At 67.2% G+C, this 22,566-nt stretch carries 25 protein-coding genes; 17 read left to right on the top strand and 8 right to left on the bottom strand.

Annotation, left to right across the window (positions count from 1 at the left end; genetic code table 11):
- The first annotated feature begins 27 nt into the window (after positions 1-27).
- The 4 genes from KUD94_RS07320 to KUD94_RS07305 all read left to right on the top strand — a co-directional run bounded on the left by KUD94_RS07320 (position 28) and on the right by KUD94_RS07305 (position 3,320).
- A complete protein-coding gene (locus KUD94_RS07320) occupies positions 28-942 on the top strand; it encodes an SAM-dependent methyltransferase (protein ID WP_218239129.1) in 915 nt (304 codons plus the stop codon).
- An 87-nt stretch (positions 943-1,029) separates the two neighbouring features.
- A complete protein-coding gene (locus tag KUD94_RS07315) occupies positions 1,030-1,836 on the top strand; it encodes an amino acid ABC transporter substrate-binding protein (protein ID WP_218239128.1) in 807 nt (268 codons plus the stop codon).
- A 70-nt stretch (positions 1,837-1,906) separates the two neighbouring features.
- Positions 1,907-2,560, top strand: a complete 654-nt coding sequence (locus KUD94_RS07310; RefSeq protein ID WP_146913278.1) for an amino acid ABC transporter permease — start codon at positions 1,907-1,909, stop codon at positions 2,558-2,560.
- Positions 2,541-3,320: an amino acid ABC transporter ATP-binding protein gene (locus tag KUD94_RS07305; RefSeq protein WP_304516296.1), complete on the top strand. Its 780-nt coding sequence runs from the start codon at positions 2,541-2,543 to the stop codon at positions 3,318-3,320. Before KUD94_RS07310 ends, KUD94_RS07305 begins: the two co-directional genes overlap by 20 nt.
- Before the next feature lie 36 nt (positions 3,321-3,356).
- On the opposite strand, the gene dnaJ is transcribed toward KUD94_RS07305, so the two are convergent.
- From dnaJ to grpE, 3 genes are all read right to left on the bottom strand, one after another.
- Positions 3,357-4,496: a molecular chaperone DnaJ gene (gene dnaJ / locus KUD94_RS07300; protein ID WP_218239127.1), complete on the bottom strand. Its 1,140-nt coding sequence runs from the start codon at positions 4,494-4,496 to the stop codon at positions 3,357-3,359.
- Between the two features lie 141 nt (positions 4,497-4,637).
- Positions 4,638-6,581, bottom strand: coding sequence for a molecular chaperone DnaK (dnaK, locus tag KUD94_RS07295; protein ID WP_146913282.1), 1,944 nt, complete (start codon positions 6,579-6,581; stop codon positions 4,638-4,640).
- A gap of 60 nt (positions 6,582-6,641) precedes the next feature.
- A complete protein-coding gene (gene grpE, locus KUD94_RS07290) occupies positions 6,642-7,148 on the bottom strand; it encodes a nucleotide exchange factor GrpE (RefSeq protein ID WP_370625897.1) in 507 nt (168 codons plus the stop codon).
- Between the two features lie 289 nt (positions 7,149-7,437).
- Here grpE and rpsF point away from each other — a divergent pair, with 289 nt between their 5' ends.
- From rpsF to rplI, 4 genes are read left to right on the top strand one after another with little or no spacing between them, the layout of a single operon-like run.
- Positions 7,438-7,806 carry a 30S ribosomal protein S6 gene (gene rpsF, locus KUD94_RS07285; protein ID WP_146913284.1) on the top strand — a complete coding sequence of 123 codons (369 nt, stop codon included), beginning with the start codon at positions 7,438-7,440 and terminating at the stop codon, positions 7,804-7,806.
- Positions 7,807-7,816: 10 nt separating this feature from the next.
- The gene (gene priB, locus KUD94_RS07280) at positions 7,817-8,131 is read left to right on the top strand and encodes a primosomal replication protein N (RefSeq protein WP_218239124.1); all 315 of its coding nucleotides are present in this window, start codon (positions 7,817-7,819) and stop codon (positions 8,129-8,131) included.
- Between the two features lie 21 nt (positions 8,132-8,152).
- Positions 8,153-8,431 carry a 30S ribosomal protein S18 gene (gene rpsR / locus KUD94_RS07275; RefSeq protein ID WP_146913286.1) on the top strand — a complete coding sequence of 93 codons (279 nt, stop codon included), beginning with the start codon at positions 8,153-8,155 and terminating at the stop codon, positions 8,429-8,431.
- Between the two features lie 12 nt (positions 8,432-8,443).
- Positions 8,444-8,896 (top strand): 50S ribosomal protein L9, encoded by a 453-nt coding sequence (gene rplI / locus KUD94_RS07270; RefSeq protein WP_218239123.1) that lies wholly within the window; start codon positions 8,444-8,446, stop codon positions 8,894-8,896.
- A gap of 80 nt (positions 8,897-8,976) precedes the next feature.
- On the opposite strand, the gene KUD94_RS07265 is transcribed toward rplI, so the two are convergent.
- Positions 8,977-9,342, bottom strand: coding sequence for a PilZ domain-containing protein (locus KUD94_RS07265; protein WP_146913288.1), 366 nt, complete (start codon positions 9,340-9,342; stop codon positions 8,977-8,979).
- 195 nt (positions 9,343-9,537) lie between these two features.
- Between KUD94_RS07265 and dnaB the strand changes: the two genes are divergently transcribed.
- Together dnaB and KUD94_RS07255 are read left to right on the top strand one after the other, a co-directional pair.
- Positions 9,538-10,956, top strand: a complete 1,419-nt coding sequence (gene dnaB, locus KUD94_RS07260; RefSeq protein WP_218239122.1) for a replicative DNA helicase — start codon at positions 9,538-9,540, stop codon at positions 10,954-10,956.
- Positions 10,946-12,502, top strand: a complete 1,557-nt coding sequence (locus KUD94_RS07255; RefSeq protein WP_218239120.1) for an aldehyde dehydrogenase family protein — start codon at positions 10,946-10,948, stop codon at positions 12,500-12,502. Before dnaB ends, KUD94_RS07255 begins: the two co-directional genes overlap by 11 nt.
- 160 nt (positions 12,503-12,662) lie before the next feature.
- Here the strand turns inward: KUD94_RS07255 and KUD94_RS07250 are convergent, their stop codons facing one another.
- From KUD94_RS07250 to KUD94_RS07240, 3 genes are all read right to left on the bottom strand, one after another.
- Positions 12,663-14,354, bottom strand: a complete 1,692-nt coding sequence (locus KUD94_RS07250) for a PhoH family protein (RefSeq protein WP_218239118.1) — start codon at positions 14,352-14,354, stop codon at positions 12,663-12,665.
- A 116-nt stretch (positions 14,355-14,470) separates the two neighbouring features.
- Complete coding sequence (locus KUD94_RS07245; RefSeq protein ID WP_146913292.1) at positions 14,471-14,959, bottom strand: peroxiredoxin; 489 nt, start codon at positions 14,957-14,959, stop codon at positions 14,471-14,473.
- 158 nt (positions 14,960-15,117) lie between these two features.
- Positions 15,118-15,483: an Mth938-like domain-containing protein gene (locus KUD94_RS07240; protein WP_146913293.1), complete on the bottom strand. Its 366-nt coding sequence runs from the start codon at positions 15,481-15,483 to the stop codon at positions 15,118-15,120.
- Between the two features lie 89 nt (positions 15,484-15,572).
- Here KUD94_RS07240 and KUD94_RS07235 point away from each other — a divergent pair, with 89 nt between their 5' ends.
- The 7 genes from KUD94_RS07235 (at position 15,573) to KUD94_RS07205 (ending at position 22,248) form a co-directional block, all read left to right on the top strand.
- On the top strand, positions 15,573-16,847 hold the full coding sequence (locus tag KUD94_RS07235; RefSeq protein WP_218239117.1) for a pyridoxal phosphate-dependent aminotransferase: 1,275 nt from the start codon (positions 15,573-15,575) through the stop codon (positions 16,845-16,847).
- A 37-nt stretch (positions 16,848-16,884) separates the two neighbouring features.
- A complete protein-coding gene (locus tag KUD94_RS07230) occupies positions 16,885-18,243 on the top strand; it encodes a homoserine dehydrogenase (RefSeq protein WP_218239116.1) in 1,359 nt (452 codons plus the stop codon).
- A 62-nt stretch (positions 18,244-18,305) separates the two neighbouring features.
- A complete protein-coding gene (locus tag KUD94_RS07225; RefSeq protein ID WP_218239115.1) occupies positions 18,306-18,560 on the top strand; it encodes a type II toxin-antitoxin system Phd/YefM family antitoxin in 255 nt (84 codons plus the stop codon).
- A 5-nt stretch (positions 18,561-18,565) separates the two neighbouring features.
- The gene (locus tag KUD94_RS07220) at positions 18,566-18,982 is read left to right on the top strand and encodes a type II toxin-antitoxin system VapC family toxin (RefSeq protein WP_218239114.1); all 417 of its coding nucleotides are present in this window, start codon (positions 18,566-18,568) and stop codon (positions 18,980-18,982) included.
- A 21-nt stretch (positions 18,983-19,003) separates the two neighbouring features.
- Entirely contained in the window at positions 19,004-20,485 is a 1,482-nt protein-coding gene (gene thrC, locus KUD94_RS07215) for a threonine synthase (protein ID WP_218239220.1), read from the top strand.
- 273 nt (positions 20,486-20,758) lie between these two features.
- Complete coding sequence (gene glp, locus KUD94_RS07210) at positions 20,759-21,988, top strand: gephyrin-like molybdotransferase Glp (RefSeq protein WP_146913299.1); 1,230 nt, start codon at positions 20,759-20,761, stop codon at positions 21,986-21,988.
- Positions 21,988-22,248, top strand: a complete 261-nt coding sequence (locus tag KUD94_RS07205; protein ID WP_146913300.1) for a MoaD/ThiS family protein — start codon at positions 21,988-21,990, stop codon at positions 22,246-22,248. The genes glp and KUD94_RS07205 overlap by 1 nt, the downstream gene beginning before the upstream one ends.
- Here KUD94_RS07205 and KUD94_RS07200 read toward each other — a convergent pair whose 3' ends face one another.
- Positions 22,249-22,563, bottom strand: a complete 315-nt coding sequence (locus tag KUD94_RS07200) for a hypothetical protein (protein WP_218239113.1) — start codon at positions 22,561-22,563, stop codon at positions 22,249-22,251.
- Positions 22,564-22,566 lie beyond the last annotated feature (3 nt).

Here is a 22,566-nt window from a genome sequence, read left to right as displayed (position 1 = left end):
CGCCCAGGCACGCGCGGGACTGTGCTTATGACGCGCAAACAGGCGATCGACGCCGCGCAGGCACGCCAGGCGGTGCTGGCCGAGCTGCGCCCGGGGCAGTCGCTGGAGCTGCTGCAGGCGTTGCACATCCTGACGCGCGACGGCCTGATGAACCAGGACTCGCGGCGCAAGCTCAAGCAGGTCTATCACCTCTACCAGTTCATCGCGCCGCTGCTGGACGAGCTGGCGCACGCTGGCCATGCGCCCTTGCTGGCTGACCATGGCGCGGGCAAATCCTACCTTGGCTTCATCCTCTACGACCTGTTTTTCAAACCGCTGGGGCGCGGGCAAGTGGTCGGCATCGAATGGCGCGCCGAGCTGGTGCAGCGCTCGCGCGAGCTGGCGCAGCGCCTGGGTTTTGAGCGCATGCGCTTTCTGGACATGGCGGTGGCCGACGCGGCCGCGCGGGCCGATCTGCCCGCGTGCTTCGACATCGTCACCGCGCTGCATGCCTGCGACACCGCTACCGACGACGCGATCGACTTCGGCCTGGCCAAGCAGGCGCGCGCCATGGTGCTCGTGCCCTGCTGCCAGGCAGAGGTCGCGCGCGGCCTGCGCCAGAACAAGGCGCTGAACCTGGCGCGCACGCCGCTGGCCGAGCTTTGGCGCCACCCGATTCATACGCGCGAGCTCGGCAGCCAGATTACCAACGTGCTGCGCTGCCTGCGCCTGGAGGCAAGCGGCTACCAGGTAACGGTGACCGAGCTCGTGGGCTGGGAGCACAGCCTGAAGAACGAGTTGATCATCGCGCGCTACCACGGCCAGAGAAAGCGCAGCGCCCAGCAGCGGCTTGCTGCAATCCTGGACGAGTTCGGCCTGCGCCAGCAACTGGGCGCGCGCTTCGGGGCGCCGCCGATCGAAGCCGGCGCTGGCGTCCACCCCAAGCCGCAGCAGGGCGAATAGGCGCCGGTGGCTGCGATCAATGGGACAATCCCACGCTTTGCCGATGACTGGCATCGGCGTTCGTCTTTCACCGAGGATGCTCTGACCATGAAGAAATTTGCCGCTGTCGCCCTGTTGAGCCTGGGCGTGGTTCTTGCCGGTTGCTCCAAGCAAGAGGTGGCCGAGACCGCCCCCGCCGCAGCCGCCGAGCCCGCGCCCGCCGCCGTGACCAAGATCGTGGTCGGGCTGGACGACAACTTCCCGCCCATGGGTTTTCGCGACGACAAGAACGAACTCGTCGGCTTTGACATCGACATGGCCAAAGAGGCCGCCAAGCGCCTGGGCCTGGAGGTGAGCTTCAAGCCGATCGACTGGAGCGCCAAGGAGGCCGAGCTCTCGGGCAAGCGCGTGGACGTGCTCTGGAACGGCCTGACGATTACCGAAGAGCGCAAGCAGAACATCGCCTTTACCGCGCCCTACATGGAAAACCACCAGATCATCGTGGTGGCGGCCGATTCGGGCATCAAGACCAAGGCCGACCTGGAGGGCAAGGTCGTGGGCGCGCAAGAGGGCTCGAGCGCCGTGGACGCGGCCAAGAAGGACGAGGCGGTGTTCAAGTCCTTCAAGGAATTCAAGACCTTCGGTGACAACGTGACCGCGCTGATGGACTTGTCCGCCGGCCGCCTGCAGGCCGTGGTGGTCGACGAGGTGGTGGGCCGCTACTACGTGGCCAAGAAGCCCGACCAGTACAGCGTGCTGGACGAGCACTTCGGCACCGAGGACTACGGTGTGGGCCTGCGCAAGGAGGACGGCGAACTGCTTGCCAAGCTGGACAAGGTGCTCGGCGACATGAAGCAGGACGGCGCGGCGGCGAAGATCTCCGAGCAGTGGTTCGGCAAGAACATAGTCAAGTAAAAGAAGGCTGACCGCGGCCGGCTGGCGCAAAAGGCGCCCCGCTGGCGCGGCGGGCCGTCATCGGGCGCGCATGGACTATTTTTTGTCGCTGCTGGGGCCGCTCGCGCAGGGCGCGCTCGTCACGCTCAAGCTGTTTTTCATCACGGTGGCGCTGGCGCTGCCGCTGGGGCTGTTGCTGGCGCTGGCGCGGGTGTCGCACCTGCGCGCGCTGTCGGCCGCGGTCAACGGCTACATCTGGCTGATGCGCGGCACGCCGCTGATGCTGCAGATGCTGTTCATCTACTTTGCGCTGCCCTTCGTGCCGGTGGTCGGCGTGCGTCTGCCGGACTTTCCCTCTGCCGTGGTGGCCTTCACGCTGAATTACGCCGCCTACTTTGCCGAGATCTTCCGCGCCGGCATCCTGTCGGTGGATCGCGGGCAGTACGAGGCGGCGCGCGTGCTCGGCATGAACTACCGCCAGACCATGCGGCGCATCGTGCTGCCGCAGATGGTGCGCAACATCCTGCCGCCGCTGTCGAACGAAACCATCACGCTGGTCAAGGACACTTCGCTGATCTACGTGCTGGCGCTCAACGACTTGCTGCGTGCGGCGCGCGGCATCGTGCAGCGCGACTTCACCACTTCGCCCTTCATCGTGGCCGCTGCCTTCTATCTCATCATGACGCTGGTGCTGACCTGGGGCTTCCAGCGGCTGGAGCGCCACCATGCCCGCTATGACGCCTGATGCACCAATGATTGCCGCGCTGCAGTTGAAGAAGCGCTTCGGCAGCAACGAGGTGCTGCGCGGGGTGTCGCTGTCGGTGGCGCACGGCGAGGTGGTGGCACTGATCGGGCCTTCGGGCTCGGGCAAGAGCACCTTTCTGCGCTGCCTGAACCAGCTCGAAACCATAGACGCGGGCGAGATCCGCATCGCCGGCGAACAACTGGTGGGCACCGACGCGCAAGGCCATTGCCGCTACGCCCCCGAGGCCCAGGCCCGCCGCCTGTGCCGCAAGAGCGGCATGGTGTTCCAGCACTTCAACCTGTTTCCGCACCTCACCGTGCTGGAAAACCTGATCGAGGCGCCCATGGTGGTGGCGGGCGTTGCGCGCGCCGAGGCACTGCAGCGGGCCGAGCGCCTGCTGGCCAAGGTGGGCCTGTCGGCCAAGCGCGACAGCTACCCGGCGCGCCTGTCCGGCGGGCAGAAGCAGCGCGTGGCCATCGCCCGCGCGCTGGCCATGGAGCCCGAGATCATGCTGTTTGACGAGCCCACGTCCGCACTGGATCCGGAGTTGACCGGCGAGGTGCTGCGCACCATGCGCGAGCTGGCCGAGGAGCGCATGACCATGCTCGTCGTCACGCATGAGATGGGCTTTGCGCGGGAGGTGGCGCACACCGTCGCCTTCATGGACGAGGGTGAGCTGCTGGCGCAGCGCCCGGCGCGCGAGTTTTTTGCTGACCCGGGACACGAGCGCGCCCAGGCGTTTCTTGAGCACATGCTTTGAGCGCCGCGCCCGCCATCGACGGGCGTGGGCGCGCCCTCAGCTGAAGAAGCTGCGCTTGAGGCGCTCGGTCCAGCTCTCGGTCGAGGGCGAATGCTTGGCACCGCCTTTTTTCAGCGACTCTTCCAGCTCGCGCAGGAGCTTGCGCTGGTATTCGGTGAGCTTGACCGGGGTTTCGACCACGATGTGGCAGTACAGGTCGCCCGGGTAGCTTGCGCGTATGCCCTTGATGCCCTTGCCGCGCAGGCGAAACTGCTTGCCGGCCTGCGTGCCTTCGGGGATGTCGATCGCGGCCTTGCCGCCCAGCGTCGGCACCTCGATCTCGCCGCCCAGCGCCGCGGTGATGAAGCTCACCGGCACCTGGCAGTGCAAGTCGTCGCCGTCGCGCTCGAAGATGTCGTGCTTCTTGATGCGGATCTCGATATAGAGGTCGCCGGGTGGTCCGCCGTTGGTGCCGGGCTCGCCATTGCCGGTGGAGCGGATGCGCATGCCGTCGTCGATGCCGGCGGGAATCTTCACCTCCAGCGTCTTCTGCTGCTTGATCTTGCCCTGGCCGTGGCAGGTGGTGCAGGGGTCGGTGATCACCTTGCCCGTGCCGCGGCAGTGCGGACAGGTCTGCTGCACGCTGAAAAAACCCTGGCGCATCTGCACCACGCCGCTGCCCTGGCAGGTGTTGCAGGTCTTGGGGCTGGTGCCGGGCTTGGCGCCGCTGCCGTGGCAGGTGTCGCAGTTGTCCCAGCTCGGAATGCGAATCTGCGCGTCCTTGCCGCTCGCCGCCTCTTCCAGCGTGACCTCCATGGCGTAGGACAGGTCGCTGCCGCGGTACACCTGCCGCCCGCCCCGGCCCGCGCGCTGCCCGCCGAACATGTCGCCGAAGATGTCGCCAAAGGCCTCGGCAAAACCGCCGAAGCCTTCCGCGCCGCCCATGCCCCCGCGCATGTTCGGGTCCACGCCCGCATGCCCGTACTGGTCGTAGGCTGCGCGCCTTTGGCCGTCGGAGAGCATCTCGTAGGCCTCCTTGGCCTCCTTGAATTTCTCTTCCGCCGTCCTGGCGGCGTCACCCTGGTTGCGGTCGGGGTGGTACTTCATCGCAAGTTTGCGATAAGCCTTCTTGATCTCGTCTTCGCTGGCGTTCTTGGGAACGCCCAGGACTTCGTAATAGTCGCGTTTGCTGGCCATGGGCTGATCGCTGTTCCTGGTTCACCGCAGGGGATGGCGCGGCGATTGCAACGCGGCGCCCCCTCCTCACCTGCTCACTTGCACCAGCGCAAAGGGCGGCCAGGCACGCAGCCTGCCGCCCTGAGGCTGCCCGGGCTGGATTCAGCCCTTCTTGACTTCCTTGACTTCCGCGTCCACGACGTTGTCGTCGTCCGCGGCCGCGGACGGCTGGGCCGGCGGCTCGCCACCGGGCGCGGCTCCCGCCGCGGCGCCGGCCTGGGCGGCAGCGTCGGCATACATCTTCTCGCCCAGCTTCTGGCTTGCGGTCATCAGGGCATTGGTCTTGTCCTCGATCGCCGCCTTGTCCTCGCCCTTGAGAGCTTCTTCCAGCTCCTTGACCGCGGCTTCGACCTTTTCCTTCTCGCCCGCCTCAAGCTTGTCGCCGTGCTCGGCGAGCGCCTTCTGCGTGCTGTGCACCGCCGCTTCGCCCTGGTTGCGCGCCTGCACGAGTTCGAGCTTCTTCTTGTCGTCGGCGGCGTTGAGCTCGGCGTCCTTGACCATCTTCTGGATCTCTTCCTCGGACAGGCCCGAAGACGCCTTGATGGTGATCTTGTTTTCCTTGCCCGTGCCCTTGTCCTTGGCACCCACGTGCAGGATGCCGTTGGCGTCGATGTCGAAACTCACCTCGATCTGGGGCGTGCCGCGCGATGCGGGCGGAATGCCTTCCAGATTGAACTCGCCCAGCAGCTTGTTGGCCGTGGCGATCTCGCGCTCGCCCTGGTAGACCTTGATCGTCACCGCGGGCTGGTTGTCCTCGGCGGTGGAGAAGGTCTGGGCGAACTTGGTCGGAATGGTGGTGTTCTTGGTGATCATCTTGGTCATGACGCCACCCAGGGTCTCGATGCCCAGCGACAGCGGCGTCACGTCCAGCAGCAGCACGTCCTTGCGGTCGCCCGAGAGCACCTGGCCCTGCACGGCCGCGCCCACGGCCACGGCTTCGTCGGGGTTCACGTCCTTGCGCGGCTCCTTGCCGAAGAACTCCTTGACCTGCTCCTGCACCTTGGGCATGCGCGTCATGCCGCCGACCAGGATCACGTCGTTGATGTCGCTCACGCTGATGCCCGCATCCTTGATGGCGGTGCGGCACGGGCCTATGGTGCGCTCGATCAGGTCCTCGACCAGGCTTTCGAGCTTGGCGCGCGTGAGCTTGATGTTCAGGTGCTTGGGGCCCGAGGCGTCGGCCGTGATGTAGGGCAGGTTGATGTCGGTCTGCGCGGAATTGGACAGCTCGATCTTGGCCTTCTCTGCCGCTTCTTTCAGACGCTGCAGCGCGAGCACGTCGGCCTTGAGGTCCACGCCCTGGTCCTTCTTGAACTCGCCGATGATGTAGTCGATGATGCGCTGGTCGAAATCCTCACCACCCAGGAAGGTGTCGCCGTTGGTGGCCAGTACCTCGAACTGCTTCTCGCCGTCGACGTCGGCGATCTCGATCACCGACACGTCAAACGTGCCGCCGCCCAGGTCGTAGACGACGATCTTGCGGTCGCCCTTGCCCTGCTTGTCCAGGCCGAAGGCGAGCGCCGCGGCCGTGGGTTCGTTGATGATGCGCTTGACTTCCAGGCCGGCGATGCGCCCGGCGTCCTTGGTCGCCTGGCGCTGGCTGTCGTTGAAGTAGGCGGGGACCGTGATGACGGCCTCGGTCACCGGCTCGCCCAGGTAGTCCTCGGCGGTCTTCTTCATCTTGCGCAGGGTCTCGGCGCTGATCTGCGGCGGCGCGAGCTTCTGGTCGCGCACCTGCACCCAGGCGTCGCCGTTGTCGGCCTTGATGATGGCAAAGGGTGCCAGACCCAGGTCTTTCTGCACCTCCTTGTCGTCGTACTTGCGCCCGATCAGGCGCTTGACCGCGTAGATGGTGTTCTTGGGGTTGGTCACGGCCTGGCGCTTGGCGCTGGCGCCGACCAGGATCTCGCCGTCGTCCTGGTAGGCGACGATGGAGGGCGTGGTGCGCGCGCCTTCGCTGTTCTCGATCACGCGCGTCGCATTGCCTTCCATGATGGCCACGCAGCTATTGGTCGTGCCCAGGTCGATGCCGATGATCTTTCCCATGTTCTTCTCCGTAATGTGTCAATACTGATGCTGTGCTACGTGCGGTTCACGTGGCTGAATTCAAGTGCGTGCACCGTCCCCCTGGGAGCCGCCGGCCACGGTCACCAGCGCCGGGCGCAGCACGCGATCAAAGATCAGGTAGCCCTTTTGCAGCACGCTCACGACGGTGTTGGCCTCTTGCTCGGATGGCACGACGCTGATCGCCTGGTGCTGGTGCGGATCGAACCTGTCGCCCGCCGCCGGATTGACCACCACTACCTTGTTGCGCTCGAGCACCGACAGCAGCTGGCGCAAGGTGGCTTCGCTGCCTTCGCGCAGCTGAGCGGCGCTGGCGTTTTCTATGGCCAGCGCGGCGTCCAGGCTGTCGCACACTGGCAGCAGGTTCTCGGCAAAACCCTCGATGCCGAACTTGCGCGCCTTGGCCACGTCTTCCTCGGCGCGGCGGCGGGCGTTCTCCGCTTCGGCCTTGGCGCGCAGGAACTGGTCGGCCAGATCGGCGCTCTTGGCCTTGAGCTCGGCCAGTTCGTTGTTCAGGCGGGCGATTTCATCGTGCGCGTCGGCGGCCATGCTGGACTGCGTGTCGTCCGCGCCGGCGTCGCGCGTGAGGGGAGTGTTGGGATGGTCGGACATGTCTGGAAAACGCGAGGTGTTTCGTGTGGGACAAGGTGTTCGAGAGCAGGCGCCATGCATCTGGGGACGGCGCGCCGGCTTTCAAGGCGCCGGCGCCGCGAACGCCACCCGGGGGCGCGCGAAGGCGTGAGTGTACCCAGACGGCTTTCGCTTCTATAATCGCGGGTTTCCTTGCCACACCGCACATCGCGACGCAGCGGGTGGCTTTCAACCACAAGGAGGTTGCATGCGTCACTATGAAATCGTCTTGCTCATCCATCCGGACCAGAGCGAGCAGGTGCCGGCGATGCTCGAGCGCTACAAGGGCATGATCACCGCGGGCGGTGGTCAGGTGCACCGCGTGGAAGACTGGGGCCGGCGCCAACTGGCCTACATGATCAGCAAACTGGCCAAGGCGCACTACCTGTGCCTGAACATCGAGGCCGACCAGGCCGTGATGGCCGAACTGGAGCACGCCTTCAAGTTCAACGACGCGGTGCTGCGCCACCTCACGGTGCAGAAGACCAAGGCCGAAACCACGCCCTCGCTGATGATGAAGACCGTCGAGCGCGAGGAAGCCCGCAAGGCCAGCCAGGCCGAGGCAGCAGAGCGCTGAGCGCACGGCCGTGCCATCGCCCGCAAGTGCCGCCACCCTCAACCGCCTGCAGCTGACGGCAAGCGTTGCGCAACTGCAGCCGCTGCGCCATACGCCGGTGGGCCTGCCCGCACTGGACGTGAGCCTGGCGCATGCGTCCACCCAGGAGGAAGCCGGTGGACAGCGGCAGGTGGCGGTGACGCTCAAGGCCGTGGCCTTCGGCACGCTGGCCGAACGGCTTGCCAGACAGGCGCTGGAGAGCCTCTGGGATTTCCAGGGCTTCCTGGCCCAGGCGCGCAATGGCAGGGGCGTGGTGTTTCACATCCAGGCGTTTCAACCCCATTAGTTTTTCAAAAAGGTTCCGAACATGTTCAGGAAATTCAACAAGGGCGGCAAGGGCGGCAAGCGCAACAGCCAGTCGCTGCTGTTCAAGCGCAAGCGTTTCTGCCGCTTCACCGTGGCCGGCGTCGAGGAGATCGACTACAAGGACATCGACACGCTGCGCGACTTCATCGCCGAGAACGGCAAGATCATTCCGGCACGCCTGACCGGCACGCGCGCCATCTACCAGCGTCAGCTCAATACCGCCATCAAGCGCGCGCGCTTTCTGGCGCTGCTGCCGTTCACCGATCAGCACAAGATCTGAGGAGCCACAGCCATGCAAGTGATTTTGCTCGACAAGGTGGTCAACCTCGGTGCGCTGGGCGACATCGTCAAGGTCAAGGACGGCTACGCGCGCAACTACCTGATCCCCACGGGCCGCGCCCACCGCGCGACCGCGGCCGCCAAGGCCGAATTCGAAGCGCGCCGCGCCGAACTGGAAAAGGCTGCGGCCGACAAGCTCGCCCAGGCCCAGGCCGAGGCGGCGCAGCTCGAGCAGCTGACCCTCAAGCTCACGCAGAAGGCCGGCGTCGACGGCCGTCTGTTCGGCTCGGTCACCAGCTACGACATCGCCGACGAGCTGCACCGCCAGGGCGTGAAGGTGCACAAGGCACAGATCCGCATGCCCGACGGCCCGATCAAGATGGTCGGCGATAGCAGCGTGACCGTGGTGCTGCACACCGACGTGTCGGTGGAGCTGGCGGTGGCGGTGTACGGCGAAACCGCCTGAAGCTGCTCTGCAAAGCCAAGCCGAAGCCGCCCCTGCCGGGGCGGCTTTTCTATGCGCGTGCGGCTGCGGCGCCAGCGCCCTCAGTGCAGGCCGCTGAGCTCGGCCAGATCGCGCTCGAGCAGCGCAGGGTCGCCCAGTTGCAGCTCGATCAGCCGGCGCAGGTGGGTCACGCTGTCGATGTCCACGCTCAGGCAGGCCACGCCGATATGTTCCTCCTGCAGGTGCGTCACCTCTACGGCCATGCGGATGTACTCCTGCGGGGCGAGCGGAACGGTCAGTTCGCAGCGCAGACCGGGCTGCAGCGCCGTTCTGTCCAGCGCCGTCTGCAGCAATGCTCCCTTGAGCGACAGGTCGAGCACGCGCACCGCGACCGCCTGCCCGGCCCAGCGCAGCTGGCCGGGGCTGTCGAACCGTACACGGACGTAGTGGCGGCGCTCGTAGGGCATGGCGTTGGCGGTCTGGGGCGGACAACTGCGATGCTAGCGCCTGAGCGGCGTCGGGCAAAGTGCGGCGCCATCGCCGCTCGTGTGCACACCTTGACCAGCGCTTGTACACCACTTGTCCACAGCTTGTGCGATGACGTGCGGTCGGCGGCTGGTTAGGATGCCCGCTTGCCCGCGATTTTCTGGATTGCCCGATTGATGTCTGCCGTGATTTCCGCACCGCTGGAGACCTATGTTCCAGCCCATTTCCCCGACCGCGAGCTGACGCAGCTGCGCGTGCCCCCGCACTCGATCGAAGCCGAGTCCAGCGTGCTCGGCGGTCTGCTGCTCGACAACCTGGCCTGGGACCGGGTGAGCGATCTGCTGGGCGAGGGCGACTTCTACCGCAGCGAGCACCAGCAGGTCTATGCCGCCATCGGCGCGCTGATCGGCGCCAACAAGCCGGCCGACGTGATCACGGTGCACGAGCGCCTGCAAAGCGTGGGCAAGGCCGAGGAAACCGGCGGCCTGGCCTACCTGAACAGCCTGGCGCAGTACGTGCCCAGCGCCAGCAACATCCGCCGCTACGCCGAGATCGTGCGCGAGCGCGCCATTCTGAGAAAGCTCGTCTCGGCCAGCGACGAGATCGCCACCAACGCCTTCAACCCGCAAGGCAGGCCGGTGGACCGCATCCTGGACGAGGCCGAGCAGAAGATCTTCGCCATCGGCGAAGAGGGCTCGCGCATGAAGCAGGGCTTCCAGCCCATGGAGTCGCTGGTCGTGAGCCTGCTCGACCGCGTGCAGGAGATGGCCGACAACCCCATGGACGTGACCGGCGTGCCCACCGGCTTCACCGACCTGGACCGCATGACCAGCGGTCTGCAGGCGGGCGACCTGGTGGTGCTGGCCGCGCGCCCGTCCATGGGCAAGACCTCGCTGGCGGTGAACATCGCCGAGCACGTGGCGCTCAACGAGCAGCTGCCGGTGGCGATCTTCTCGATGGAAATGGGCGCGGCCCAGCTGGCGGTGCGCATCGTCGGCTCGATAGGCCGCATCGACCAGGGGCACTTGCGCACCGGCAAGCTCACCGACCAGGAATGGCCGCGCCTGACCGAGGCGATAGAGCGGCTGCGTTCGGTCTCGCTGCATATCGACGAGACGCCGGGCCTGACGCCCTCGGAGCTGCGCGCCAGTGCCCGGCGCCTGGCGCGCCAGTGCGGCAAGCTCGGGCTGATCGTGGTGGACTACCTGCAGCTCATGAGCGGTTCGGGCGGCGGCCAGGGCGAGAACCGTGCGACCGAGCTCGGCGAGATCTCGCGCGGCCTGAAGATGCTGGCCAAGGAACTGCAGTGCCCCGTGATCGCGCTGTCGCAGCTCAACCGTTCGGTGGAGCAGCGCAACGACAAGCGCCCCTTGATGAGCGACCTGCGCGAATCGGGCGCGATCGAGCAGGACGCCGACATCATCATGTTCATCTACCGCGACGACTACTACAACAAGGAGAGCAAGGAGCCCAACGTCTCGGAGATCATCATCGGCAAGCAGCGCAATGGCCCGACGGGCACCGTCAAGCTGTTCTTCCAGAAGGACCAGACGCGCTTCGAGAACCTGGCGCTGGAGCAGGGCAATGGTTACTGAAAATTCGCAGGTGCGGCTCGCGCGACTGGCGCGGCTGCTCGGCTGGACGGTCCCCGCGGCGGGCGGTGCGGCCGACCTTGCAGTGCGCGCTCCGCGCGACGGCGCGCTGCTGGCCAGGCTGAGCGCGCAGACACCGGCGCAGGTGCAGGCCGCGATCGATGCCGCCGTGCGCGCGGGCAAGCGCTGGCGCGCGGTGCCCGCGCCCGTGCGCGGCGAGCTGGTGCGGCGTCTGGCCGCCCTGTTGCGCGAGCACAAGGCGCAGCTGGGCGAGCTGGTCTCGCTGGAGGCCGGCAAGATCCTCGGCGAAGGGCAGGGCGAGGTGCAGGAGATGATCGACATCTGCGACTTCGCCGTCGGGCTGTCGCGCCAGCTCCATGGCCTGACGATCGCCAGCGAGCGCCCCGGCCACCGCATGATGGAAACCTGGCACCCGGCCGGCGTGGTCGGCATCATCTCGGCCTTCAATTTCCCGGTGGCGGTCTGGTCCTGGAATGCGGCGCTTGCCCTGGTCTGCGGCAACGCCATTGTCTGGAAGCCGTCGGAGAAGACCCCGCTCACGGCGCTGGTCTGCCAGCATCTGCTGCAGCAGGCGGCCGCGCAGCTCAATGCCGAGCGGCCCGGCTGCGTGCCCGAAGGGCTGAGCCAGGTGGTGCCGGGTGCACGCGAGGCGGGAGAAGCGCTGGCTGCCAGCCCGCAGGTGGCGGTGCTCAGTGCCACGGGTTCCACGCGCATGGGACGGCAGGTGGCGGTGAAGGTCGCCGAGCGTTTTGGCCGCAGCATTCTGGAGCTGGGCGGCAACAACGCCATGGTGGTGACGGCCTCGGCCGACCTGGAGCTGGCGGTGCGCGCCATCGTGTTCGCGGCCGTGGGCACGGCGGGCCAGCGCTGCACCACGCTGCGCCGGCTGATCGTGCATGCTTCGGTGCACGACGCGCTGCTGGCGCGCCTCGAGCGCGTGTACCAGAGCATCGCGGTGGGCGACCCGCTGCAGCCATCGACCCTGGTGGGGCCCTTGATAGACCGCGGTGCCTTCGATGCCATGCAGGCGGCGCTCGCGCAGGCGCGCGCCGAGGGCGCCCTCAGCATGGTGGGCGGTGAGCGCGTATGCCAGGCGCTGGGCGAGGACGCCTGGTACGTGCGCCCGGCGCTGGTGCAGATGCCGGCGCAGACGGCCGTGGTGCGCGAGGAAACCTTCGCTCCCATCCTCTACGTGCTGCGCTACGGGGGCGATCTGGACGAAGCGGTCGCGCTGCAGAACGACGTGCCCCAGGGTCTGTCCTCGGCCATCTTCACGCAGGACCTGGCCGAAGCCGAGCGCTTCCTGTCGGCGGCCGGCAGCGACTGCGGCATTGCCAACGTGAACATCGGCACCTCGGGCGCGGAGATCGGCGGGGCCTTTGGTGGCGAGAAGGAAACCGGAGGCGGGCGCGAATCGGGCTCGGACGCCTGGAAGGGCTACATGCGCCGCGCCACCAACACCATCAACTACGGCGGCGCGCTGCCCCTGGCGCAGGGCGTGCGCTTTGACGTCGAAACAGGCTCCTGAGGCGCTGCGCGCTTTTTCCGGCCTTCGCCTCGCTGCGCCCCCGCGTCATGCGCTGCGGCCGGTGCGCGGCACGGCGAACAGCGACGGTATTTTTGAACAAATATCGACCAAACGCCCGCCCGGCCTGCGCAAACAGCTATCTTTTTGAAGATTCCAGGGGCTACAGCACCTCGCTCGCGAAGTCCGCCAGGCGCGAGCGTTCGCCACGCGCCAGCAGGATGTGGCCGCTGTGCGCCCAGCCCTTGAAGCGGTCCACCGCAAAGGTCAGGCCCGAGGAGCCTTCGGTGAGGTAGGGCGTGTCGATCTGTCCGAGGTTGCCCATGCAGATGATCTTGGTGCCGGGCCCGGCGCGCGTGACCAGCGTCTTCATCTGTTTGGGCGTGAGGTTCTGCGCCTCGTCGATGATCACGTACTTGTTCATGAAGGTGCGCCCGCGCATGAAGTTCATGCTCTTGATCTTGATGCGGCTGCGGATCAGCTCGTTGGTCGCGGCGCGCCCCCATTCGCCGGCGCCGCTGCCGCCGTCGCCCTTGGCGAGGAATTCGAGGTTGTCGTCCAGCGCGCCCATCCATGGACCCATCTTCTCTTCCTCGGTGCCGGGCAGAAAGCCGATGTCCTCGCCCACGCTCACCGTCGCGCGGGTCATGATGATCTCGCTGTAGCGGCGCTCGTCGAGCACCTGCGTGAGGCCCGCGGCCAGCGCCAGCAGCGTCTTGCCGGTGCCTGCCTGGCCGGTGAGCGTGACGAAGTCCACCTCGGGGTCCATCAAGAGGTTCATCGCGAAGTTCTGCTCGCGGTTGCGCGTGTTCACGCCCCAGACCGCGTTCTTGGCCGAGCCGTAGTCCTTGAGCGTCTGCAGCACCGCGCTCTTGTCGCGGATCTCGGTGACGCGCGCATACAGGCTGGGTTCGCCCGGCGCCTCGAAATAGACGAACTGGTTGATCAGCATCTGCGCCACCTGCGGGCCGCTCACGCGGTAGCAGGTGGTGGCGCCGTGCTGCCAGCTCTCCACCTTCTTGCCGGCCTTGATCCAGAAGTCGGGCGCAAGCGCCAGGTAGCCCGAATACAGCAGGTCGCCGTCGTCGAGCACCTTGTCGTTCTCGTAGTCCTCCGCGGCCAGGCCCAGCGCGCGCGCCTTCACGCGCATGTTGATGTCCTTGGACACCAGCACCACCTCGCGCGGCGCATGGCGCGTGCGCAGCGCCTGCACCACGCCCAGGATCTGGTTGTCCGCCTTGCCTTGGGGCAGGCTCGCGGGCAGTTCGTAGCTCAGCGGCTCGGTCTGGAAGTAGAGCTGGCCGGTGGCGGCGCGCTGCCCGCTGCCATTGAGCGGCACGCCCCGGGCCATGTCGCTGCTGGTGGCGGCGGCGACCAGCGCATCCAGCGTGCGGCTGGCCTGGCGGCCGTTGCGCGCGACCTCGGTGGTGCCGCGTTTGTGCGCGTCCAGCTCTTCGAGCACCACCATGGGCAGGAAGATGTCGTGCTCCTCGAAGCGAAACAGGCTGGTGGGGTCGTGCAGCAGCACGTTGGTGTCGAGCACGAAGAGCTTGGCTGCGCCGCTGCCCGCGGCGCCCGTCTTGCGCGCGCGCGCGCCGCCCTTGCGTTGCGGTGCGGGCGACGGCGCGGGCGCTGGCGCAGGTGCGCGTGCCGCCGGCTGCGGCACGGGCGCTGGCGCCAGCGCGGGCCGGGCCGGCGCAGGGCGCGCCGCGGGTGCGGAGGGCCTTGCCTGCGCCGGCCTGGCGGGCGAAACGGGCGCTGCCTTGGCCGCGGCCGGTTTTGCCGGGGCGTCGGCCTTGCGCTTGCCGGCCGAGAGCAGGGCCGCACGTTGGGTGGGTGGTGGTGGCAGGGGCATGGGGGTGTTCAGAAATGGAAAAGCCGCCCGGGAGACCGGGCGGCTTTCGTGACATGGCTGTGGTTCAGGCCCATGGGGCCATTATGCATGCGCTCCCCATGGGAGGGAGGCCACGCTCAGGCGACCTTCTTGACCGGGGTCTTGAGCGCCTTGACGGCCTTGAGCACGTCTTCGACGTGGCCCGGCACCTTCAGGCCGCGCCACTCCTGCACCACGATGCCGTCGGCATTGATGAGGAAGGTGGAGCGCTCGATGCCCTTGACCTTCTTGCCGTACATGATCTTGTTCTTGACCACGCCGAACATGTGGCACATTTTCTCTTCGGTGTCGGCGATCAGCTCGAAGGGCAGCTCGAGCTTGGCCTTGAAGTCGTCGTGCGACTTCATGTTGTCGCGCGAGACGCCGAAGACCTCGGCGCCGAGCTTGACGAAATCCTTGTACCTGTCGCGAAACTGCATGGCTTCCGTCGTGCAGCCGGGGGTATTGTCCTTGGGGTAGAAGTACAGCACCAGCGCCTGGCCCAGATGCGAGACGTTGGAGACATGCACTTCGCCGGTCGCGTTGGCTTCGAATTCAGGAAGGGGTTTGTTGACAGCAATCGCCATGGCAGTTCGTCTCTCTCGTGTGGGGCCGTACAAATGCCGAGGGTGATTGGGAGGTAGGTGCGTAACCCTCGGCTGCAAGACCGCCATTTTAACCCGTCGCTGGGAAAAAAGCCAGTTGCGACAGGCCCGCGCAGCCCGCCACGGCGGTTTGCGCGCGCTCAGACGAGCAGCGCCGCAAACACCTTGCGGCCTTCGCCGGCGAGGATGTTGTAGGTGCGGCAGGCCGCGTGGGTGTCCATGGTTTCCATGCCGACGTGGCGCGCCATCAAGGGCTTGAGCCACTGCGGCGGCACGAAGCGCCCGCGCTCCCCGCTGCCGAAGATGACCACCTCGGCGTCCAGCTCCGCCAGCTGGGCGAAGTGGGCGGGCGAGAGGTCTTCGAAGCGCTCGCACTTCCAGTCGATGCGCTCGCCGCTGAAGCCGATGATCACGCTGTGCGTGAGCCGCTCGGCATCCACCGCGATCCAGCCCGGGCCGTAGCCGGTGACGGTCTGGGTGTCGCTGCGATCGGGCTGGAACTTCATGGTGGGGTATGTTAGGTTGCACTGCAGCATGGGCGGCAGGCAAGTGTGGTCAAATTATAGGTTTCGTTCGCCGCCAGAGGCCCGGTGCCATGAAACCGCTGCACAAATCCGCCAAACTGAACAACGTGCTCTACGACGTGCGCGGCCCCATCGTGGACGCGGCGCGGCAGATGGAGGAAGAGGGCCAGAAGATCATCAAGCTCAATATCGGCAACATGGCGCCGTTCGGCTTCGATCCGCCCGACGAGGTGGTGCAGGACATGATCCGCAACCTGCCCGAGTCCGCCGGTTACTCGGACAGCAAGGGCCTCTTCGCCGCGCGCAAGGCGGTGATGCACTACACGCAGCAGCAGGGCATCGCCGGCGTCACGCTGGACGACATCTACCTGGGCAATGGCGCGAGCGAGCTGATCGTGATGGCGACCAATGCGCTGCTTGACGACGGCGACGAGCTGCTGCTGCCCGCGCCCGACTATCCGCTGTGGACGGCCGCGACCAGCCTGGCCGGTGGCGTGCCGGTGCATTACGTCTGCGACGAGGCGCGCGGCTGGATGCCGGACCTGGCCGACATGCGCGCCAAGATCGGGCCGAAGACGCGCGGCATCGTGGTGATCAACCCGAACAACCCCACGGGCGCGCTGTATTCCGACGAACTGCTCAAGGGCATCGTGCAGCTGGCGCGCGAGCACGAACTGGTGCTGCTGGTCGACGAGGTCTACGACAAGGTGCTGTACGAGGGCGCGCGCCACACGGCCATGGCCAGCCTTTCGACGGACGTGCTCACGCTCACTTTCAACTCGCTCTCCAAGGCCTACCGCTCCTGCGGCTTTCGCGCCGGCTGGATGGTGGTCTCGGGCGACAAGTCGCTGGCCGGCGACTACATCGAGGGCTTGAACATGCTGGCCAACCTCAAGCTCGGCTCCAACGTGCCGGGCCAGTGGGCGATCCAGACCGCCCTGGGCGGCTACCAGAGCATCAACGATCTGATCAGGGAAGGCGGGCGCCTGCGCGTGCAGCGCGACCTGGCCTATGAGCTGATCACCGCGATCCCGGGCGTCACCTGCGTCAAGCCCCAGGCGGCGCTGTACATGTTCCCGCGCCTCGATCCCGAGATGTACCCGATCGAGGACGACCGCCAGTTCTTCATGGAAGTGCTGCGCGCCACGCGCGTGATGCTGGTGCAGGGCACGGGTTTCAACTACCCCGATCACCAGCACTTTCGCATCGTCTTCCTGCCGCACAAGAGCGACCTGCGCGAGGCGATCGGGCGTCTGGCCAAGTTCCTGGAGCAGTATCGCGCGCGCCGCGCCAAGCCGGCATCCGTGCTTGTCATCAATCCTGAAAAAGAAGCTGCTCGCGCTTGACTGGCAAGCGTTTGAGCCCTATTTGACTAGTAAAACCATGAAACCCATCCAAGTCGGCCTGCTCGGCATAGGCACCGTAGGCAGCGGCACCTTCCAGGTGCTCTCGCGCAACCAGGAAGAGATCGGCCGGCGTGCCGGGCGGGCGATAGAGATCACCATGGTGGCCGACCTGGACACCGCGCGCGCGCGCTCCATCGTGGGCGACGGCGTGCGCGTGGTGGGCGATGCGCGCGAGGTCATCGCCAACCCCGAGATCGACGTGGTGGTGGAGCTGATCGGCGGCTACGGCATAGCCCGGCAGCTGGTGATGGAGGCCATTGGCCAGGGCAAGCACGTGGTCACGGCGAACAAGGCGCTGCTGGCGGTGCACGGCACCGAGATCTTCCGCGCGGCCGCGGCCAAGGGCGTGATCATCGCCTTCGAGGCGGCAGTCGCCGGGGGCATTCCCATCATCAAGGCGCTGCGCGAGGGGCTGACGGCCAACCGCATCCAGTGGGTGGCGGGCATCATCAACGGCACGACGAATTTCATCCTCAGCGAGATGCGCGACAAGGGCATGGACTTCGCCGCCGCCCTCAAGGACGCCCAGCGCCTGGGCTACGCCGAGGCCGACCCCACCTTCGACATCGAGGGCGTGGACGCGGCGCACAAGGCGACGCTCATCAGCGCGATTGCCTTCGGCATACCGGTGCAGTTCGACAAGTGCCACGTGGAAGGCATCACCAGGCTCGCGAGTGCCGACATCAGGTACGCCGAGCAGCTGGGCTACCGCATCAAGCTGCTGGGCATCACCCGGCGCACCGACAAGGGCGTGGAGCTGCGCGTGCACCCCACCCTGATCCCGGCGCGGCGCCTGATCGCCAACGTCGATGGCGCGATGAACGCGGTGGTGGTGCAGGGCGACGCGGTCGGTGCCACGCTCTACTACGGCAAGGGCGCCGGCAGCGAGCCGACGGCCAGTGCGGTGATTGCCGACCTGGTGGACATCGCGCGCCTGGACGGCGCCGACCCCACGCACCGCGTGCCGCCGCTGGCCTTTCAGAGCAGCACGCTGGCGGCGGCCGGCGGCGACCTGCCCGTGCTGCCCATGGCCGAGGTGGTCACCGGCTACTACCTGCGCATCCGCGTGGTGGACGAGGCCGGCGTGCTGGCGCGCATCACCGGCATCCTGGCGGGCGCGGGCATCAGCATCGACGCCATCCTGCAGCGCGAAGCGCAGGAGGTAGTCAGCGAGGGCACCGCGCCCGAGGGCACGCAGGGCATACCGCAGACCGACCTGATCATCCTCACCCACGACACCCGCGAGGGCGACCTTGACGGCGCGCTGGCACAGATCCAGCCGCTGCCCACGGTGCTCGCGCCGATCACGCGCATCCGCAAGGAAGAGCTGAACTGAGGGCGTTTCTGGCCAGATCAGATAAAATCAGGCCAGAATAACGGATTTTTCAGGAGCTGGCCATGTCCTCAGTATGGCAAGTACAAGAAGCCAAGAACCACTTCAGCGAAATGATAGACCGGGCCCTGAGCGAAGGCCCGCAGACCGTTACGCGCCACGGCAAGCCCGTGGTACGGATGGTGGCGGTAGAGCAGGAGAGCACTGCATCGCATGGCGATGACGGGTTTGTCGACTTTCTGCTCAATGCCCCCAAAGCCGATGATTTCGAGTTGCCGGAGCGCACCAGCATCAAGCCCCTGGAACCTCTGGGTGAGTGAGTGCCATGGTTTGGCTGCTGGATACCTGCGTGGTCTCCGAATCTTTCAAATCGCTTCCCGAGCCTGTCGTTCGGCAATGGCTGGATGCGCACCGGGGCCAGTGTCTGATACCGGCCGTGAGCGTGGGCGAGATTCTGTTTGGCATTGAACGCATGGTGCCCAGCGCCCGGCGCAGCCGCTTGCAACTGTGGTTTGAGCAGCTATGTCACGATTTCGAGGGCAAGATACTGCCCACGGATGAAGCGGTCTGGCGCACCTGGAGCCGCTTGCGGGTGTCTTGCCAGGCGATAGGCCGCCCGCAGGCAGACCTTGATCTGCTGATCGCGGCGACGGCAGTCACGCACCGCTTGCCCCTGGTGACCCGCAACACCCGCCATTTTCAAGACACCGGCCTGACGCTCGTCAACCCCTGGGATGCTTGATATCGGCATCAAGTGAACCCCATGCACTACCTCTCTACCCGTGGCGACGCCACAGCCCGAAAATTCTGCGACATCCTGCTCGAAGGCCTGGCGCCCGACGGCGGCCTGTACCTGCCCGAGCGCTATCCGCAGGTGAATGCGGCCGAACTTGCCCGCCTGCGCAAGGTACATGCCGAACAGGGCTATGCGGCGCTGGCCTTCGAGATCCTCTCGCTCTACATCGACGACATCCCCTCGGCCGACCTGAGGGCGATCTGCGACAAGACCTACACCGCCCAGGTCTTCGGCACGCGCGAGATCGTGCCGCTCAAGCCTTTGGAACCGGGACTGTTCCTGCTGGGCCTGTCCAACGGCCCGACGCTCGCCTTCAAGGACATGGCCATGCAGCTGCTGGGCCATCTGTTCGAATATGAGTTGGGCCGGCGCGGTGAAGAGCTCAACATCCTGGGCGCGACCAGCGGCGACACCGGCAGCGCCGCCGAATACGCCATGCGCGGCAAGCGGGGCATCCGCGTCTTCATGCTCAGCCCGCACGGGCGCATGAGCCCCTTCCAGCAGGCGCAGATGTTCAGCCTGCAGGATGCCAACATCCACAACATCGCCATCGAGGGCGTGTTCGACGACTGCCAGGACATCGTCAAGGCGGTCAGCAACGACCTCGCGTTCAAGGCGAGGTACCGCATCGGCACGGTGAACTCGATCAACTGGGCGCGGCTGCTGGCGCAGGTGGTGTATTACTTTGCGGGGTACTTCCAGGCGACCTCTGATCGCGTTGAAGCGGGGGGCGGCCCCCTGCCCCAGCCCTCTCCCCAGAGGGGCGAGGGGGCAGCGCGGGTGAGCTTTACCGTCCCGTCGGGCAACTTCGGCAACGTCTGCGCCGGGCACGTGGCGCGCATGATGGGGCTGCCCGTCGAGCACCTGGTCGTCGCCACCAATGAAAACGACGTGCTCGACGAGTTCTTCCGCACCGGCGTCTACCGCGTGCGCGCCGCGGCCGATACGCGGGAGACCTCCAGCCCCTCGATGGACATCTCCAAGGCGAGCAATTTCGAGCGCTTCGTCTTCGACCTGCTCGGGCGCGACGGCGCGGCCACGCGGCGGCTTTTTGCCGAGCAGCTTCCCGGCCAGGGTTTTTTCGACCTGAGCGGCGATGCGCGCTTTGCCCAGGCCGCGGCGTGCTACGGCTTTCGCAGCGGGCGCAGCACCCATGCCGACCGTCTGGCCACCATCCGCGAGGTGCATGCGCGGTGCGGCGTGACCATAGACACGCACACCGCCGACGGCGTGAAGGTGGCGCGCGAGCATCTGGACGGCAAGCCCATGCTCGTGCTGGAAACCGCCTTGCCGATCAAGTTCGCCCAGACCATCACCGAGGCGCTGGGCCATCCGCCCGAGCGGCCGGCGCAATTCGTCGGCATCGAAGACCTGCCCAAGCGCGTCAGCGTGCTGCCCGCCGAGGTTGCCGGCGTCAAGGCGGCCATCGCGGCGCAGGTCTCGGTCTAAGGCCAAATCGCCCTGAAGCGCCCGTCTGGCAAGCGCTTGCAGCTACAGAATCGGGAGCGAATGGGCTGCCTGGCAGCTCTCTGTTCGCCGGCCCTTGCCACCGGCCGCGCAGCCGCGGCGCGCAGGGCGGCCATGGCTGCGCTACCCTGCACGTTTCGGGGCGCGGCACGCAGGGCGCCACGGGCCGCGGGCGCGGGGCAGTGTGCGCAGCCGCTTCGCGCCCGTTGCCGGCCACTGCCTTGCCCTGCGGCGCCCCCCGCTGGAGACACCGACATGCAAACCCCTCTCAAACCCCTGGACGAAGCCCTGGCCGAGCTGCTGGCGCAGGCCACGCCGCTGGGCGAGCGCGAAAGCGTCTCGCTGTTCGATGCCGACCGCCGCGTGCTGGCGCAGGACGTGGTCTCGCCCCTGCAGGTTCCGCCGCGCGACAACAGCGCGATGGACGGCTACGCGCTGCGCGCCGCGGATGTGGCGCAGCCCGGCGTGGTGCTGCCCGTGTCGCAGCGCATTGCCGCGGGCCACGTCGGCCAGCCCCTGGCGGCCGGCACGGCCGCGCGCATCTTTACCGGCGCGCCGATTCCCCGGGGCGCGGACGCAGTGGTGATGCAGGAGGAATGCGCGCCGCTCGACGGCGAGCGCGTGCAGGTCAAGGCCCGGCCCAGGCCCGGCCAGTGCATCCGCCGCAGCGGCGAAGACATAGCGCGCGGCAGCACCGTGCTGCCTGCGGGCACGCGCCTGGGCCCGGCCGAGCTGGGCCTGGCGGCCAGCGTGGGCCTGGCCGAGCTGGCCGTGGCCCGGCGCCCGCGCGTGGCGCTGTTTTCCACCGGCGACGAGCTCGTCATGCCCGGTACCGTGGCGCCCGCGCAACTGCCCGAAGGCCACATCTACAACAGCAACCGCTACTTCCTGCGCAGCCTGCTGCAGCGCCTGGGCTGCGAGGTGCTGGACCTGGGCGTGGTACAGGACACGCTGGCTGCCACCGTGGCCGCGCTGGAACTGGCGGCCGAGCGCTGCGACGTGATCGTCACCAGCGGCGGCGTGTCGGTGGGCGAGGAAGACCACGTCAAGCCCGCCGTCGCGCGCCTGGGTGCGCTCGACCTGTGGAAAATTGCCATCAAGCCCGGCAAGCCCTTTGCCTGCGGCCATGTGCAAAGTGGGGCGCGCCGCGCGCATTTCCTCGGCCTGCCGGGCAACCCCGTGTCGAGCTTCATCACCTTCGCGCTGTTGGTGCGCCCCTTCCTGCTGCGTTTGCAGGGCGTGGCCGATGTTGCTCCCTTGTCCGTAGCGGCCACCGCTGGGTTCGATTGGGCAAAACCAGACAAACGCCGTGAATTCCTGCGCGTGCGCCGGGGCGCGCAGGGGCAACTGGAATTGTTTCCCAACCAGAGCTCGGGCGTGCTCACCTCCACGGTCTGGGCCGACGGCGTGGTGGACAATCCGCCCGGCACGCCCATCGCCCGGGGCGACAGCGTGCGCTTCATTGCCTGGACGGAGCTGCTGTGATGACCGCCAAGACCGTGACCGTGCGTTACTTCGCCTCCATCCGCGAAGGCATGGGCCGCGAGCGCGAAAGCGTGAGTACCCGCGCCCAAACGCTGGCCGCGCTGCGTCAGGAGCTGATCGCGCGCGGCGCGCCCTGGGCCGACTGCCTGGCCGAAGGGCGTGCGCTGCGCATGGCGCTGGATCAGGCCATGGCCGGCGCCGATGCCCCCTTGCCGGACGGCGCCGAGGTTGCCTTCTTTCCGCCGGTGACCGGGGGTTGATCAGTCTTCCGCTGGCAGCGCGGGGCCGTGCCAGCCCAGCAGCTCGGCCAGGCGCAGCGTGACCCAGCGCGCCTCGGCCGCGGACAGGCCGGCCTCGGGGTGGCGCAGTGCCGCATGAAAACCCTGCAGCACGCCGGCTTCCGAGGGCGCGCCCTGGTACACCTGCTGCGCGCGCTCCACCAGGCTTGCGGCCATGTCCTCGCACCATTCGTAGCGTTCGCGCACTTCGGCCGGCGTCCCGCGCAGCCGCCCCTGCGCGTCCTGGCGCAGCGCGAGGAAGGAAGGCGGCACGACGATCTGGTTGTCGTCCTGCATCGC

Origin of the sequence: Comamonas sp. NLF-1-9 (assembly GCF_019195435.1) — a bacterium.
Taxonomy (GTDB): domain Bacteria; phylum Pseudomonadota; class Gammaproteobacteria; order Burkholderiales; family Burkholderiaceae_C; genus Comamonas_C.
This window is presented reverse-complemented; position numbering and strand designations above follow the sequence as displayed.

Bases quoted from the DNA above. Each gene is read 5' to 3' on its own strand.
- KUD94_RS07320 (WP_218239129.1), top strand. From the start codon at position 28: ATGACGCGCAAACAGGCGATCGACGCCGCGCAGGCACGCCAGGCGGTG.
- KUD94_RS07315 (WP_218239128.1), top strand. From the start codon at position 1,030: ATGAAGAAATTTGCCGCTGTCGCCCTGTTGAGCCTGGGCGTGGTTCTT.
- KUD94_RS07310 (WP_146913278.1), top strand. From the start codon at position 1,907: ATGGACTATTTTTTGTCGCTGCTGGGGCCGCTCGCGCAGGGCGCGCTC.
- KUD94_RS07305 (WP_304516296.1), top strand. From the start codon at position 2,541: ATGCCCGCTATGACGCCTGATGCACCAATGATTGCCGCGCTGCAGTTG.
- dnaJ (WP_218239127.1), bottom strand. From the start codon at position 4,496: ATGGCCAGCAAACGCGACTATTACGAAGTCCTGGGCGTTCCCAAGAAC.
- dnaK (WP_146913282.1), bottom strand. From the start codon at position 6,581: ATGGGAAAGATCATCGGCATCGACCTGGGCACGACCAATAGCTGCGTG.
- grpE (WP_370625897.1), bottom strand. From the start codon at position 7,148: ATGGCCGCCGACGCGCACGATGAAATCGCCCGCCTGAACAACGAACTG.
- rpsF (WP_146913284.1), top strand. From the start codon at position 7,438: ATGCGTCACTATGAAATCGTCTTGCTCATCCATCCGGACCAGAGCGAG.
- rpsR (WP_146913286.1), top strand. From the start codon at position 8,153: ATGTTCAGGAAATTCAACAAGGGCGGCAAGGGCGGCAAGCGCAACAGC.
- rplI (WP_218239123.1), top strand. From the start codon at position 8,444: ATGCAAGTGATTTTGCTCGACAAGGTGGTCAACCTCGGTGCGCTGGGC.
- KUD94_RS07265 (WP_146913288.1), bottom strand. From the start codon at position 9,342: ATGCCCTACGAGCGCCGCCACTACGTCCGTGTACGGTTCGACAGCCCC.
- dnaB (WP_218239122.1), top strand. From the start codon at position 9,538: ATGTCTGCCGTGATTTCCGCACCGCTGGAGACCTATGTTCCAGCCCAT.
- KUD94_RS07255 (WP_218239120.1), top strand. From the start codon at position 10,946: ATGGTTACTGAAAATTCGCAGGTGCGGCTCGCGCGACTGGCGCGGCTG.
- KUD94_RS07250 (WP_218239118.1), bottom strand. From the start codon at position 14,354: ATGCCCCTGCCACCACCACCCACCCAACGTGCGGCCCTGCTCTCGGCC.
- KUD94_RS07245 (WP_146913292.1), bottom strand. From the start codon at position 14,959: ATGGCGATTGCTGTCAACAAACCCCTTCCTGAATTCGAAGCCAACGCG.
- KUD94_RS07240 (WP_146913293.1), bottom strand. From the start codon at position 15,483: ATGAAGTTCCAGCCCGATCGCAGCGACACCCAGACCGTCACCGGCTAC.
- KUD94_RS07235 (WP_218239117.1), top strand. From the start codon at position 15,573: ATGAAACCGCTGCACAAATCCGCCAAACTGAACAACGTGCTCTACGAC.
- KUD94_RS07230 (WP_218239116.1), top strand. From the start codon at position 16,885: ATGAAACCCATCCAAGTCGGCCTGCTCGGCATAGGCACCGTAGGCAGC.
- KUD94_RS07225 (WP_218239115.1), top strand. From the start codon at position 18,306: ATGTCCTCAGTATGGCAAGTACAAGAAGCCAAGAACCACTTCAGCGAA.
- KUD94_RS07220 (WP_218239114.1), top strand. From the start codon at position 18,566: ATGGTTTGGCTGCTGGATACCTGCGTGGTCTCCGAATCTTTCAAATCG.
- thrC (WP_218239220.1), top strand. From the start codon at position 19,004: ATGCACTACCTCTCTACCCGTGGCGACGCCACAGCCCGAAAATTCTGC.
- glp (WP_146913299.1), top strand. From the start codon at position 20,759: ATGCAAACCCCTCTCAAACCCCTGGACGAAGCCCTGGCCGAGCTGCTG.
- KUD94_RS07205 (WP_146913300.1), top strand. From the start codon at position 21,988: ATGACCGCCAAGACCGTGACCGTGCGTTACTTCGCCTCCATCCGCGAA.
- KUD94_RS07200 (WP_218239113.1), bottom strand. From the start codon at position 22,563: ATGCAGGACGACAACCAGATCGTCGTGCCGCCTTCCTTCCTCGCGCTG.